Genomic DNA, 15,039 nt, shown 5'->3' with positions numbered 1-15,039 from the left:
TTTTTTATAAATCTCGAAGGACTTGTGAAGGGTTCATATTTACGATTTTCCAGCAAATCAGCGTAATTGTAATTACGGAGATGACCACTACAACTACTCCCATCATTACCCATGAAACATATTCAATACCGATACGATCCGGGAATGAAGACAGCCAATCATTTCCAAAGTAATTTGCTATAGGCATCGCAAGAAGGAACGATAGTGCTATCCATTGTAAATAATCTCTGTTGAATAGTTTGAGAATATCTAATCGTGATGCACCGTTGACTCTTCGGATACTCATTTCTTTGGTTCGTTTTAATACCGAAAATCGAGTGATTCCCCATAGTCCAGAAATGGCAATCAATAGAGCTATACACCCGAAGAAGAAATTTGCTTGTTGTTGACTTTTAATGTAATTGTAGTTGTATTCGATCTCATCATTATAGAAGGTGATAAAAGCACGAACATCGGGATAATCTTTTTGGAACTCTTCCAAGACTTCATTGGCTAATTGATAAGGGTTTTTAGAAGAGGTTTTTATGTTGATATAATCAAAATTCCATCCATCTATCCTCGCTGAGGTTCCAATAACCAATGGACCACTTTGGTAAGCCAATGAATTAAAACTGATGGATGGTATTACGCCTACGACTTCATAATCTCTACCGCCTCGATGTACTATGGTGCCCAATCCATTCCACCCCTCTAATTTTTTAAAGGCTTCGTTGACCAATATTTGACGATCGCTAATATTTTTATTGGTATGAAGATTTTCACCTTCCAACAGTGGAATATCAAAACATTCTAAAAAGTCATTACTGACATATAAAGCATTGATAATCTCTGATTTTTCACTTTCCCCAATCGAATAGCCATTTTTGGTTAACCCGACACCAATCATTTGAGAAGACATACTGACCGTTTCGATTCCTGGTTTCTTAAGGATCTTTTCTTTGAAACTCTTTTGAGCTTCTAATGGCATTACAGTGGAAAGGTCAATTGTAAATACATTTTGATGTTGGAAGCCAAGGTCTTTATGAAGAAGATGATAATGTTGTTGATAAACCGTGATTCCAATACATGATAAAACAAAGACGGTAGAAAATTGAAAAACGAGCAAGGCTTTTTCACTCCATCCTTTTGAAGCGTAAATACTAGTTTGTCCATTCAAGCTTTTTGACAAAGAAGATTTTTTAATGCCTCTCAAAGATAGACTGCTCAATAACATCGTTAGAACAACCCCAATGACGGTATAAAAACCTATAATAGATGGAATATAGTTACTTAGAAATACTCTTGTAACCAACTGAGCATTTAAGAAGGGTAGCGATATATTTAAAGTACAAATCGAAATAAGAGTGGCTATACCAACCATCAGAAAAACCTCTAAACAAGTTGAAATCCATAAATCACGATGATGAGCACCGTAAATTTTCATTAGTGTAAGTGAATGGATTTCTTCATCTTTTTGTGCAGTATATAAAACTACAAAGTTCAATAACGCTAACGACAGAATAATACATCCGGCGGCAATGATAATCCATAAACTTTCAGCACTTCTAGGGTTGCCAGTATCGTAGCTGAGGCCTTTGTTGAGATGAATGGACTCGATAGTCTGAAGAGACGCTTCTATAGAAAAATCATCTCCAGGATATACTTCATCCAATATCTTATTCATTGCAGTTATAGTCGCTTCTTTTTGGTCATCATGAAGTAATTTGATGTAGACATTAAAGTTCCAACCTCCATTCCAACCCAAATAAGCACCATTCTTTTCTGAGAGCCATTTTTCAGGGAATAAAACATCAAATTGTAGATGAGAATTGACAGATCTATCAGGAATGATGCCCTCTATAAATAACTTTGTTCCATACAATTCTATTTCCTGACCAATAGGGTCAGCCTTACCAAATACCTTCTCTGCCATCGATGCTGTAATTACTGCACTGTTGTTGGCTTGAAGTACTTTTTCTGCATCACCTCTAAGGAGTTCAATTCCGAAGAAAGAAAAATAATTAGCACTTCCTACCGCCATTTTTATATCAGCATAACGTTGATTAAGAATATAAATAGGTGATGGATTAGGGTTGCTGATCAAGAACATCTCATTGATGTTTTCAATCTTTTCCAGAAAGGTTCCTCCTTCCGGATAAAACGCTTGTGCGGTCTGATCAACATCTCCATAAATAAATCTTTTATGCGTAATTCTATAAATGTCGTCTTTATAGAAATTATCAAAATTCGTTTCAAGATGAAAGAACAAAAAGATAAACAGAGCACTTGCCAACCCAAGGCTCAATCCAAGCAGATTGATAAGGGTATTTTGGTAGTTCTTGATCAGGTTTCTAACCGCTAAATTAAAATAAATCTTATACATGGTTATTTAGCTTAATTAGAACAACTCAATATCATTTTCTACCTCCGTTACGATTTCACCATCCAAAAGAGAGATCACTCTATGTGCATAATTTGCGTCTCTTTGGGAGTGGGTTACCATCACAATTGTCGCTCCTTGTTTGTTGAGTTCGGTGAGTAATTCCATAACTTCTTTACCATTTTTGGAATCCAAATTACCTGTTGGTTCATCGGCTAAAATCAGTTTTGGGTTAGAAACTACCGCTCTGCAGATACCCACACGTTGTTGTTGACCACCCGAAAGTTGTTGCGGATAATGTCCTCTTCGATGACTAATTTTCAAACGGTCCAAAACCTCTTCAATTCTCTTTTTTCGATCACTTTTGCTCATATCCAAATAGGCTAATGGCAGGGCGATGTTTTCAGCAACAGTAAGCTGATTGATCAAGTGGAAGTTTTGAAATACGAACCCAATATTCCCTTTTCTAAGATTGGTTCTTTGTGATTCTTTGAAGTTGGCCACTTCTTCACCATCTAGCTTATAATTACCGGAAGACGGACTTTCTAATAAGCCAATAACATTTAGAAGGGTTGATTTACCGCATCCCGAAGGACCCATTATGGCAATAAACTCTCCCTCTTGTACTTCGAGATTGATATTATTTAAGGCTTGAGTTTGCACCTCTTCTGTTTCGAAGTACTTGTTGATGTTTTCTAATTTGATCATTGTATAAGATTTATGATATGAATTTATATTTTTTTACTCAAAAACTATCTGATCATAATCACCTAGTAAGTTATACTGTGAGATGACCACTTTTTCACCTGCTTTTAGACCGTCTAGTATTTCGTATTTATGTATATTTTGATCGCCGATTTTGATCTTCCTTTTTTGTGCCGTTTTCCCGTCTTCAGAAAGGACATATACCCATTGTCCGGCTGTTTCGCCATAGAAATTTCCTTTATTGAGAAGGAGTGTCTCTTTTGGATTGCCAAGGCTGAGTCTTGCATTAGTCGTTTGTCCAGAGTGAAGGTTCTCTGGTTTTTCTTTCTCAAAAATCAATTCGACTTTAAACAGACTTTCATTTACCTCTGGATACACTCGTTTGAGCACTAAAGAATACAGTTGGTTTTGGAATTTGTATGTCGCTTTCAATCCTTTCTTTACTTTGGTGATATAGCGTTCATCAATTTCAGCAATCACTTTCACTTCTGATAAGTCATATAATACACCAAGATGCTGTCCTTGTTGTATCGACTGACCAATTTCTGCTTGGATATTTCCCAAATAAGCAGATGATGGCGTCTTGATTTCAAGATGTTCCAATCTACTTTGAACCAACTCTAATGTCGCTCTCATTTTCACAAGATCCTCTTCTAAAGTCTGCATAGTTGTTTCCTGTAAAAGCTTGTCATTTTCAGCTTTCATTTTATTGATCTTGAGCATTTCCTTTTGAAAAAGATAATCTTCTTTGGCTTTGATATATTCCTCTTCAGCTACTAACCCTTTTTCTAGAAGACGTTCTTGTTGCTTATAATTTCTTTCTGTTCGCTTTAGTTGATATTCACTTTCCACAAGATTTTTTTGAGATTGAATAAGGTCGTTTCTAAAGTTGATTTTCGTATTTCTGAGGTAATTTTCCTTTTCCGCCAAGGCTACCTCACTATTCAAAATCTGTTGGTAAAGCTCATTATTTTCTAATGCAATAATGATGTCTCCCTCATTGATAAAACTCCCCTCTTGAGCGACAATTTCCTTTACTCTACCTCTTTCTACAGCATCTAGATAAATGGTTTGATGCGGTTGAATTTTCCCTTTGATATTGATATAATCATGAAATAATCCATTCGTTACTTCAGCAATTTGAAGCTTATTTTTTGAAATACTGATTTCAGATGGAGCATTAAATGCACTGATTCCATAGAGGATAATAGTAAGGATAAAAATACCTGTTGAAATGTATCCTATGTATTTATGGAAGGTTGATTTCTTCTTTTTTATAATAGTATCCATGAGTGTTTTTTTTTGATGAAAAGTGTTTAGAAATCATGAGATTTCTGATGATCTGTAGGGCACGAATGACGCTAACGCTTAACATTCGCGCCAGTGGTAGCACCTCACTTCTCTAGCGCAAGAGTTAAGCGATAGCGTCTCTTGTGCTTTGAAGATCTTTAGAAGTCTCTGACTTCTAGTAAAACTGTATTTAAATCCAGAATTGATTGCCTTGATAAAACATCAGTAATTTTTCTTTCAATAAGTAGTTCAATTCAGAAAGCAGGAGATCGACTTCAGCCTGCCCCAACTTTTGTTTTACAGTAAGTAAAGTGACAATGTCGATCAGACCTTCTTCATATTTTTGAAGTGCTATTTCATACGCCATATCATTGGCTTCGATCACTTTCTTTCCTTGCTCTATTTCCTTTTGAAATGCTTTCCACTCTCTGTAGTCATTCCCAACAGTTCTTCTCAATTCTTGCTGTTGTTGTTTTAATAAAGCATCCGATTCAGCGACTTGAATTTTGGCTCTTTGTACTGCCAAACGTTGGGTATTTTGATGAAAAATAGGAATGTATAAACGTACACCTACGGTCTGATTCATATTGTTTTGCCATTGATTTCTAAAAGGAATCACTTTACCACTTTCATCAATATTGGTTTCAAAATATCCGGTATTTATAGAAGCATATAAACCGAGCTCTGGAAGGTAACTTGCTTTCTCGCTTTTAAGGTTCTGATGACTGCTTTGAAGCGTAAGAAAATGTGTTTTCAGTAAGGCCGAATGATTAAAAAAAGTAGTGTAGATGGATTCTTCCGTTCCAAAATCATTAGTGAAAATAGAAGGCTGTTCGAATTGAAGAGACAGAGCATTTAATGGAGCATTGTAATTCATGATATTGACCAATCTAGCTTTTGCTTCCATCATTTTATTTTGAGCCTGTAAAGACAATAATCTCTCTTTTTCCAATTGAGCTTTCATTTCAGCTACATCTGCTGAAGCTTTCAACCCTAATTCTTGTTGGGAAATCGCTCGATCTACAATCTTCTCAGATAGTTCAATTTGAGCTTTAGTGATTTCTAATAATTCATGGTTATACTCCACATCATAAAAAGCTTGAATCACTTCAAACACCAATTGCTCTTTTGTATTCTGCATTTGGTATTGAGACGCTTGAAGTTGGTATTCTTCAAATTTCAATTGATACTTCTTTTTGAAGCCTTGAAACAAAGTCCAGTTCAAACTTAAGTCAGAAGTATTATTAAAAAACTGATGATCGATATAAGCATTTGTACGAGGGTCAATTGATCGACCTGCATTGAAAGTACCATTAATACTACCACCAATTGAAGGAGCATATTGCCATTTCGCTTGCTTTACACCTAATGAAGCTTGATTGACTTTTAAGGATTCTTGATAGATCGATAAGTTATTTTCAATAGCGTATTGTATGCATTCTTTGAGCGTCAATGAATCATTTGCCTTTACAGATAAAGGGATAATTAGGAGGAGATATATGTAGATGAATTTTTTCATGCTAATTGTCTTTTGTTGTATGCCAATTAGTATCGAAAAAATAGACTAAAGTAGTTAAGTAGCTGGTAGTTAATTACTTATGTTATTTTTAATTATTAAAGTGTAAAATATTTATACAGGGTGAGGTAAAATAATTTTACAGCTTAATTTAATTTCTTGTGGTTCGTTTGGACGTTTTACTAAAACGTCCCTACATCAGATGTTATAGCTCAAACTCCTCAAAGAAATGATACGGCTTTGTAGAGCCACAAGGCATTGTGGCTCAAGAATCATAAGCTTTTTTGGGTTAGAAGTCGGGAGACTTCTTTTGATCTCTCAAGCACAAATGTCGCTTTCGCTTAACATTTGCGCTAGGGGAAGTAGGTTGTCACCAATGGCGCGAATGTTAAGCGATAGCGACATTCGTGCCTTATTGATATTTAGAAATCTCCTGATTTCTATAACCTAATGGTATAAAAAAAACAGGTCCAAGCCCTTTCAGACTTGAACCTATCATTATACTTAAAAATTGTAGGAAGAATTTTTACATTCCACCAGATGAATGAAGTTTTCTATTTTTTCTACCCTTGAATTGACCACCGAACATATAAGAGAAAGAAGCTCTATAAATTGGTGTTTCTTGTAAGTAGAAAGAGTTTTCAACGAAGTCTTTATTATAGTTTGTGCTAGAATAACCACTGTTGATGATGTTGTCCACTTTCAATGTTATTCTTCCTTTGTTTTTCAATACTGATTTTCTCACGGCCATATTCAATCCATAATTTGGATCTACAATTTGTTGAGCATCGTATCTCTGTCCTGCATAACGAGCATTGATGGACATCGCGATACCGTGAGGTAATGTCAAATTAGTATTCAATTTTGCAGAAACGTTGATAGGATTAGCTTCTTCAGGAATAGTGTGATTCTCATCTTCATCAGAGATTTCCAAGTAATACATATTGACATTCATATCCACTGACCACCAATCAGTGATGGCATAGTTGGCAGAAACTGAAGCACCACCAGTAAACGAAGATCCTAAGTTGACTGTTTTAGCAATATTCAAATCTCTTTCTTCATCATAATTCAATACCGATCTCATGATGTTTGTACTATGTCTTACATATACACTTGTGTTCAAACCGAACTTATTTTTGTTGTAGTTGTGATCCAAGCTGAATGAGTTCGTATATGAAGGTTGAAGATCAGGATTACCGACTTCTACATAAGTAGAGTTGTATCTGTTTTCCACTGGAATCATTGATAAAATATTCGGACGGTTGATTCTTCTACTGTAGCTCAATCCCAAACGGTTATTGTCATTGATTTGGTAAACCAAGTGTACTGAAGGGAACAAACTCGTGTAGTCTATATTGAATTTCTCACTTTCTTGATCTTGAAGTAAAGTACCATTAATTGTTGCACTTTCACCTCTTAAACCAGCTTTTAATGTAAACTTTTTCCCTAGAGACCTTTGATAAGAAGCGTAGATAGATTGAACATTCATTAAGTAGTGGTAATTGTAATTGATATCACTCTCTTGGCTTGCATTTTTTTGATCAGTATCCAAGTCGAATAATTCTCCCTTATACCCAACTTCGAATGAAGATTTATCGTCTATCTGATGATTGTAATCCAATTTTAGAATTCCAAAATGACCATATAATTTTGATACGTTTTCAGAAACCGTCTCATCTCCCATATTGAAAGCGGCATTCATATTCACATCAGCATTACCATAGAAAAGATCCGTTTCCAAAGCACCTTTTTTGAAGTCTTTACGGTGATTCAAGCTAAATGCATTTTGAGTGGAAAGCGCATCTTTTAAACCATTTTCTGAAATATTGTTGACTTCTTCTTCACCAAGGAAATATCTATTACTGTAATTGAAGTTTTCTTTATGCTGATAGCTTGAACCTTCATAATAGAAAGTAATCGTATTGGTAGAATCTAAGAAGTAATCAAACCCCACTTTATAGTTACCAAAGAATGTATTTTTGATAAGGTTACCGCTTTGTGAAAGAGATGGAGTTTCAGGGTTTTTGTAAGCCAAATCACGTGTAGTTTCCTCTTCCATTCTATTGTCATAATAAGTACCTTGAGCAAAGAAATTAAACTTTTTATGACGGTAGTTTAATCCTAAATACCCATCATATTTCTCTCTAGATCCAGCATTCAAACTAAGGTTACCATTAAATCCTTGCATTCTTTCTTTCTTTGTAATCACATTGATAATACCAGAAAGTCCATCAGGATCATACTTAGCAGAAGGGTTAGTGATCACTTCAATTTTTTCAATAGAACTTGCCGGAAGTGCTTGTAATACTTGTTCAGCACTCATTTGTGAAGGCTTTCCATCGATAAGGATTCGTACATTTGATTCCCCTCTTAAGCTGATTTCACCATTTGTTCCCACACTAATTTCAGGAACAGTATTCAACACTTCAGACACCGAATTACCATCGGCAATCATACCATCCGTGACGTTGATAACATTTTTGTCGATACCTCTTTCAATGTTTAGTCTTTGACCTTGAACTACTACTTCTTCCAATTCCTCAGCACTTGTCAGCATATAGAATGAAGGTAAGTCCATTGACCTTTTATTGACGTTGATCGGTTGATGGATTTTCTCATAACCGATAGATTGCACCTCGATAGTATACGTACCGAAGTTGACGTTTTTGATTTTGAATTTTCCATTCTCATCAGAAATACCACCACCCACAATTTTGTTTTCAGTGTTGAGCAATGTTACCGTTACATAAGCGATTGCCTGATTAGTTTGCTGATCCAATACTTCGCCAGAGATAGAAGATGTTGCAGTGTTTGCATTTGCAACAGTTGACACTAGTAGACCGATTACGGTAATAAGTTTTAGAATTAAATTTTTCATCTGTTTTATGTTTTTAAGTATGCCAAACAGAATAGAAAAAGTGATCTATTTTAATTAAGTTGTTGATAGTTAGTTAATTGTATTTGTGTCAGTTTTTCAAACTGTCAATTTTTTTTACAGTGTTTTGTAAAAGGTTTTTACAGGTTGACACTAGATCGCTCAAATACCAATTCAATTTCTTTTCAAAAAAATTTGGAGATTCTAAAAAATTACCACACCTTTACAGTGCACTATATAGGTAGTGCACTTAAAAAACAACTATAAATAATATGGTGTCAATTAATAATCTTCAATTTAGTTATTCTAAAAAAGCAACTATCATTGATCAACTTAATCTGGAATTGGATCCAGGAAAAATAGTGGGTCTACTTGGGAAAAATGGAGCAGGTAAAAGTACCTTTTTCAAACTAATGAGTGGATTGATTCATCCAAAAGGCGGTAGTATCAATGTATTGAGTGAAACCCCATTCCAAAGACAACCTTCATTCCTTTCAAAATTATTCTTAGTCCCTGAAGAATTTGAACTTCCTCCTGTTACGATTAAAGAATTCGTAAAGAATACTTCTCCTTTTTATCCTCGATTTGATCAAAGAATGATTGTTGAGTTATTGGATAAGTTTGAATTGAAAGACAATCTAAATCTTAAAGGGTTGTCTTACGGTCAAAAGAAGAAAGTCATTATTGCTTTTGCATTGGCAACAAAAGCAGAGTTGATCCTCATGGATGAACCTACCAATGGTTTGGATATTCCATCGAAAGCGATTTTCAGAAAAATCATGGCAGGGAACTTTGAAGAAGATCAGCTGATCATGATTTCCACGCATCAAGTAAAAGATATTGATACGATTATCGATCATTTGATTGTATTGGATAATGGTGGCGTGATTTACAATGAGTCTATTTTCGATTTGACTCAAAAGTATGATTTCTTGAAAGTTCAACAGCTTAAAGTAGCCGAGACGCTTTATGCTGAACCGATTTTGGGTGGTTACAAAACGATTGCTCCAAAACAAGATCAAGATGACACTCAAGTAGATCTTGAGCTTTTCTTCAATGCTTTAATCAATGACTACAAAAAATTTATCTAATATGAATAATCTATTTAATGCACAGCGTTTTAGACAATATCTAGCTTTAGAATTCAACAATCAGAAATACCTTTTTTACTATAGCATTGGTGCGGTCGTTTCATTTATTATTGTGGTGCTTTATCTCATTAGAGCGTCAAATGAAACCCCTATTACAAATAATGATTTAAGAGGATTGTTTTTTTTCTCGTATGCAGTGATTGCTACAGGTGTTGTAAATCGATCATTTCTTCCGTTTAGATCTCAAAAGAAGCTCATCACCTTTTTAACTTTTCCCGTTTCTCACTTTGAAAAGTTTTTATTTGAGTATTTATCAACAGTACTTTTAGGTGTATTTGTCATTCCAACTTTGATCCTTTTTGCTTATATGATTGAAGGTGAAGTACATCAATTATTAAATAGTGAAATTGGATATACTGGACTTACATTTCTTACAGAGATGATTGAAGAAGCCCTATCAGGTGCAACAGAGGCACAACTTTACACAAGGCAAGTAGGTATGGTGATCCTATTTCTTCTTCCTTGGAGTATGATGAATGTTTTATTTACTGGAAATTCAATTTTCACTAAATGGCCACTGATCCAGAATATTCTTTTTGTAGCAGTCTTCTTTATTTATCATGGCCTATTAGTATACTTGATCTTCAATAAAATGGGAGTCGCTGATTATGTTTCCAATGAGTATCCCCTGTTCTTCTTTTCATCTGGTGATGCTGCCATCAATTTTGTTTTATTCTCAATGATTGTAGCAAATGTTGTATTTGTATATAGTGCGTATTTGAAGTTGAAAGAAAAAGAGTTGTAAGATGGAATTTAAAAATACTAAAAGCATTTTCACCCAAATTGGTGATGATGTAAAAGATAAAATCATGGAAGGAGAATACACTGAAGAAGGAAAAATTCCTTCCACGCGTGAGTTGGCAGGTATTGTAGGTGTTAACCCTAATACAACCATTAAAGCCTATGCGGTTTTACAACAAGAAGGGATCATTTATACTCAAAGAGGTAAAGGATATTTTGTAAGCCAAGGTGCCAAAGAAACAATTATCAAAGACAGAAAAGAAGAATTTCTAAATGAAGTTTTGCCTGAAACAGTGGAACAGGCCAACAAATTGGAAATCTCATTTGATGAACTTCAAAACTATCTAAAAGACTTATACCATGAAGAAAAGTAATATATATTTAATCTCTCTTTTAAGTAGCGTAACGCTTTTTATCATCACAGGAGCATTGGTTTCAGTAGCAAGAGGAAAGCCAGAAAAAAATGAAAATAGTTTTACGCAGAAGGTACCAGCTTATTCTTATATCTCTCTTCAGCATACCAATTACGATGTATCAATTGCTACTGCTGATCAATATGAGTTTAAAGTGTATTTAGAAAAAGAGGTGGAGCAGGTTGAAATTCCTTACACAATAAAAGGAGACACATTGGTGTTGTCAGAATTACCAAAAGAGATGGCAAAAGGAATGGAAAGTTTACAGTTGAACCTACCTCTAGAGGAGGTTAATGTAATAGCAAAATCTTCTGACATTGGATTTAATAAGTTTAAGGGATCTTCTTTGAAGTTAGAACTCGATGGAAGCGAAGGTTATATGCGTAATAGAGTTGCAAAAGGATTATCTAATCTTGAAATTTCAGGGACAAATAATTCTAATTTTAACTTTCACTTAGCTTGTGATACTCTCAGGTTGAATTTAGATAATTCTAATTTTAATAATTGGGGAGATACGCAGTTTATTGAAGGAAAGTTGACAAATAATGCTTTCGTGACCCAAAATAATCCTGGAGAGACTAACCTTTCAAAGGATGCTACTTCACAAATTCATTATTATTATAATGATTAAAAATACAATATTATAGATGGATAGAAGGTGAATTCATAAAGTTTGAGTTCACCTTTTTTATTTGAGCTAATAGTTAAAAAAAAGAGAGACAAGTAAGTTACCTGTCTCTCTAACTTTTGTTATAAATGTAAATTTAAAAACGTCTTTATAAGGAGCTATTTTGAATCATAACTCCCTTTTCATGTATCCAAAATTGGACAACTTTTGATAAGTGTTTCAATAGTAAAGCATTGTATTTTTTTGAAGTGTCAAGACTGTAAAATTATCATACACCGAAGTGTAAAGAAATCGAGCACTTAGTTTGGTATTGTGATGCAATGATGATTTGAAACCTATAGTGTAAAAATTTTTGACACATACAGCAATTCTCCCAAAAACTATTACTTACTTTAGTGTAAGTAGATTGTAAACGAAGTTTTCAAATATTTATGGTATTTAGAAATCAGGAGATTTCTGATGATCTGAAGGACACGAATGATGCTAATGCTTAACATTCGCGCCAGTGGACTTTCTACCCAATTCGTTGGGAACTGCTTTTATGAAGAAGAAGGAAGCTTGAGAGTAGATCCTATAAATACTTGCAGAAAGGTCGATTAAAAGTTGATGATAATTTAGTTTACAGTAAGACTTATTCAAATAAAGCAAAACAAACACCACCATCATGGGAAACCTTTTAATTATTGACGACAACCCTTCCATACATACCACACTGGAGATCGTACTAGAACCTTACTTTGATACCATAAAGAGTCTAGAAGACCCATTGCAAATCATGAAAACATTGGCAGTGGAAGATTTTCATGTGGTGTTATTGGATATGAATTTCTCTCCAGGTCTAAATACTGGAGCAGAAGGGGTACGATGGTTGAAAAGAATCAAAGAGACTTATCCCAATATTTCGGTGGTGATGATGACAGCTTATGGTCATGTAGAGTTGGCAGTGGAAACATTGAAGATTGGTGCATCAGACTTTATCTTAAAGCCATGGGATAATCGAAAACTCTTGGCAACGGTGCAGGCTGCATTACAACTGAGTGAATCCAAAGGAGAAATTCAACAGTTAAAAACCAAAGCCAAAGCCTTAAGAAAAGAAGAGAATTCGTTCCCTGAGATTATTGGTGATTCTGCAGTAGTCAAAAACATGCTTTCCTTAATTGCAAAAGTGGGGAAAACAGATACTAATATTTTGATTACGGGTGAAAATGGAACAGGAAAAGAATTAGTAGCCAAAGCATTGCATCATTATTCCAAAAGAAACCAAGAACAATTGGTAGAGGTAGATATGGGAGCCGTTTCGGAAACGCTTTTTGAAAGTGAACTGTTCGGTCATGTCAAAGGAGCCTTTACCGATGCTCATCAAGACAGAATCGGTAAGTTTGAATTGGCCAATAAAGGTTCTTTGTTTTTGGATGAAATTGGAAATCTATCTTTCTCTCTTCAAGCAAAACTATTGGCAGCACTGCAAAACCGTCAAATCACCAAAGTAGGCGGTAATAAAGTAATCCCGATTGATATCCGATTAATTTCAGCCACCAACAAAAATCTCTTTAAAATGGTGGAAGGCGAAGAGTTCCGTCAAGATTTATTGTATAGATTAAATACCATTCAGATAGAAGTACCTGCTTTGAGAGATCGTGGTGATGATGTGATTTTGTTGGCAAATCACTTTAAAGACCTATTGGCACAGAAATACGATAAAGGGACATTGGAGTTTACTACCTCTTCAAAAGAAAAACTGATGGGGTATCATTGGCCGGGTAATATTCGTGAATTACAGCATACCATAGAAAGAGCAGTAATTTTGGTTGATGGAAATGAAATTACTCCAGACTTAATTGTCACTTCTGCTTCTGAAAACACAGAAGTAAAAACATTGAACCTAGCACAAACAGAAGAAGTATTGATCAAAAAAGCATTGAAGAAACATCCGCAAAATATTAGTGCTGCGGCAGATGAATTGGGTGTCACTCGACAAACGCTTTATAATAAGTTGAAAAAATTGGGATTGTCATGAAACAGATATTCTATATTAAAGTATTCATAGTTTTATTCTTGTTGATAACCTTAGGAGGCTTAATGGTACACTACCAACATCAACCCTATATGTTGATAACTTTTGGTTTGATGTGCGCATGTTTGTTGAGTTATCAACTTATTACTTTAAAAAATGCATTAAATCACAGTATTCTGATCGTAGAGGCGATAGGTAATGAAGATTTGAGTTTTTTGAATTCTAAGAATTACCAACAGTTCAATAGCACCTATCAATACCGATTGGAAAAGATACAGCATTCATTTTCGAGGATTAAAAAAGACAGTATCAGACAAGAAAAATACTTGGATTGGATTATAGAAAATCAAGATGTTGGTATCTGTACTTACGATGAAAACGGACATGTATTACACGCTAATTCATCTTTCAAAGAAAAAATAAATCTTCCTGTTTTTACTCACACCAAGCAACTTTTCACAAAAACATTTCTTACAAAAGAGCTTATCCAAAAAGCGTTTCATCAAAATACATTAGAGCTTGAAAATTCTAATTTAGTATTGAAAGCGAGGCAGTTAGTAAGAGAGGATCAAACCGTTTTTTTATTGACATTACAAGATATCTCCAATGAATTAGAAGAAAAAGAGCACCTTTCCTACAGTAAATTAATCCGTGTTTTGACCCATGAAATTATGAATGGTATGACACCGATTATCTCTCTTTCTGATAGTATGTTGATGACGATGACAGATGAAGAACACGAACCTGTATCTCTTGAAAACCTAAACCAGAAAGTTATCAACACTAATGTGAAGAGTTTAAAAGTTATCAATAATCAGGCAGAGGGCTTGATGAATTTTATCAACATCTACCGTTCGATTTCTAAGTTACCAACACCAAAAATAAGGGAGGTAAATGTTGATAACTTTATTCAAGAAGAGTTGAATAGCTTTAGTGAAGTTATTCACAAATACAATATTCACACTGAAATCATTAATGTGAATAACTCTGAAGTGTACCATTCCTTTGATCCTACATTAATTCATCAATGTGTTCATAATATCATTAAAAATGCGATTGAGGCGATGCATGATGTGAATAACTCTAAGCTCACAATAGAATTTCATCAAGCAGAACAGCTAGTTATTCACATTACCAACAATGGTCCAATGATTCCTGAAGAAGAATTGAAACATATTTTTGTTCCTTTCTTCACCACTAAAAATAAAGGAAATGGAATAGGTTTAGCTTTGTGTAAGCAAATAGCTAGAGTGCATAAGGGAAATTTGAAGGTAGAATCAGAGGGTAATAAAACATGTTTTACGCTGAAAATATAAACACCCTCAAATAACTTTGAGGGTGTTC

General features: G+C 34.6%; 11 protein-coding genes. 6 read left to right on the top strand and 5 right to left on the bottom strand.

Translation table 11 applies throughout. The annotated features are described in order from the left end of the window. Nucleotides 1-4 precede the first annotated feature (4 nt). From IC221_RS17290 to IC221_RS17270, 5 genes are all read right to left on the bottom strand, one after another. Nucleotides 5-2,362 (bottom strand): ABC transporter permease, encoded by a 2,358-nt coding sequence (locus IC221_RS17290; RefSeq protein WP_188170170.1) that lies wholly within the window; start codon nt 2,360-2,362, stop codon nt 5-7. 15 nt (nt 2,363-2,377) lie between these two features. Then, nucleotides 2,378-3,067, bottom strand: coding sequence for an ABC transporter ATP-binding protein (locus IC221_RS17285; protein ID WP_188170169.1), 690 nt, complete (start codon nt 3,065-3,067; stop codon nt 2,378-2,380). A gap of 33 nt (nt 3,068-3,100) precedes the next feature. Continuing rightward, a complete protein-coding gene (locus IC221_RS17280) occupies nt 3,101-4,354 on the bottom strand; it encodes an efflux RND transporter periplasmic adaptor subunit (protein ID WP_188170168.1) in 1,254 nt (417 codons plus the stop codon). Nucleotides 4,355-4,544: 190 nt separating this feature from the next. Further along, nucleotides 4,545-5,873, bottom strand: a complete 1,329-nt coding sequence (locus IC221_RS17275; RefSeq protein WP_188170167.1) for a TolC family protein — start codon at nt 5,871-5,873, stop codon at nt 4,545-4,547. Between the two features lie 523 nt (nt 5,874-6,396). Further along, nucleotides 6,397-8,751, bottom strand: a complete 2,355-nt coding sequence (locus IC221_RS17270) for a TonB-dependent receptor (RefSeq protein WP_188170166.1) — start codon at nt 8,749-8,751, stop codon at nt 6,397-6,399. Nucleotides 8,752-9,020: 269 nt separating this feature from the next. On the opposite strand from IC221_RS17270, the gene IC221_RS17265 reads away from it, so the two are divergent. The 6 genes from IC221_RS17265 to IC221_RS17240 all read left to right on the top strand — a co-directional run bounded on the left by IC221_RS17265 (nt 9,021) and on the right by IC221_RS17240 (nt 15,011). Continuing rightward, nucleotides 9,021-9,839: an ATP-binding cassette domain-containing protein gene (locus IC221_RS17265; protein WP_188170165.1), complete on the top strand. Its 819-nt coding sequence runs from the start codon at nt 9,021-9,023 to the stop codon at nt 9,837-9,839. Between the two features lies 1 nt (nt 9,840). Further along, a complete protein-coding gene (locus IC221_RS17260; RefSeq protein WP_188170164.1) occupies nt 9,841-10,644 on the top strand; it encodes a hypothetical protein in 804 nt (267 codons plus the stop codon). Nucleotide 10,645: 1 nt separating this feature from the next. After that, complete coding sequence (locus IC221_RS17255) at nt 10,646-11,014, top strand: GntR family transcriptional regulator (RefSeq protein WP_062619481.1); 369 nt, start codon at nt 10,646-10,648, stop codon at nt 11,012-11,014. After that, the gene (locus IC221_RS17250; protein ID WP_188170163.1) at nt 11,001-11,684 is read left to right on the top strand and encodes a hypothetical protein; all 684 of its coding nucleotides are present in this window, start codon (nt 11,001-11,003) and stop codon (nt 11,682-11,684) included. Before IC221_RS17255 ends, IC221_RS17250 begins: the two co-directional genes overlap by 14 nt. A gap of 661 nt (nt 11,685-12,345) precedes the next feature. Then, the gene (locus IC221_RS17245) at nt 12,346-13,698 is read left to right on the top strand and encodes a sigma-54 dependent transcriptional regulator (RefSeq protein WP_188170162.1); all 1,353 of its coding nucleotides are present in this window, start codon (nt 12,346-12,348) and stop codon (nt 13,696-13,698) included. Then, nucleotides 13,695-15,011: a PAS domain-containing sensor histidine kinase gene (locus IC221_RS17240; RefSeq protein WP_188170161.1), complete on the top strand. Its 1,317-nt coding sequence runs from the start codon at nt 13,695-13,697 to the stop codon at nt 15,009-15,011. Before IC221_RS17245 ends, IC221_RS17240 begins: the two co-directional genes overlap by 4 nt. The last annotated feature ends 28 nt before the right edge of the window (nt 15,012-15,039 follow it).

This window comes from Flammeovirga sp. EKP202 (assembly GCF_014534745.1).
Lineage (GTDB): Bacteria > Bacteroidota > Bacteroidia > Cytophagales > Flammeovirgaceae > Flammeovirga.
The sequence above is the reverse complement of the archived record's forward strand: the minus strand, read 5'-3'. Positions and strand labels throughout refer to the sequence as shown.

Bases quoted from the DNA above. Each gene is read 5' to 3' on its own strand.
- IC221_RS17290 (WP_188170170.1), bottom strand. From the start codon at position 2,362: ATGTATAAGATTTATTTTAATTTAGCGGTTAGAAACCTGATCAAGAAC.
- IC221_RS17285 (WP_188170169.1), bottom strand. From the start codon at position 3,067: ATGATCAAATTAGAAAACATCAACAAGTACTTCGAAACAGAAGAGGTG.
- IC221_RS17280 (WP_188170168.1), bottom strand. From the start codon at position 4,354: ATGGATACTATTATAAAAAAGAAGAAATCAACCTTCCATAAATACATA.
- IC221_RS17275 (WP_188170167.1), bottom strand. From the start codon at position 5,873: ATGAAAAAATTCATCTACATATATCTCCTCCTAATTATCCCTTTATCT.
- IC221_RS17270 (WP_188170166.1), bottom strand. From the start codon at position 8,751: ATGAAAAATTTAATTCTAAAACTTATTACCGTAATCGGTCTACTAGTG.
- IC221_RS17265 (WP_188170165.1), top strand. From the start codon at position 9,021: ATGGTGTCAATTAATAATCTTCAATTTAGTTATTCTAAAAAAGCAACT.
- IC221_RS17260 (WP_188170164.1), top strand. From the start codon at position 9,841: ATGAATAATCTATTTAATGCACAGCGTTTTAGACAATATCTAGCTTTA.
- IC221_RS17255 (WP_062619481.1), top strand. From the start codon at position 10,646: ATGGAATTTAAAAATACTAAAAGCATTTTCACCCAAATTGGTGATGAT.
- IC221_RS17250 (WP_188170163.1), top strand. From the start codon at position 11,001: ATGAAGAAAAGTAATATATATTTAATCTCTCTTTTAAGTAGCGTAACG.
- IC221_RS17245 (WP_188170162.1), top strand. From the start codon at position 12,346: ATGGGAAACCTTTTAATTATTGACGACAACCCTTCCATACATACCACA.
- IC221_RS17240 (WP_188170161.1), top strand. From the start codon at position 13,695: ATGAAACAGATATTCTATATTAAAGTATTCATAGTTTTATTCTTGTTG.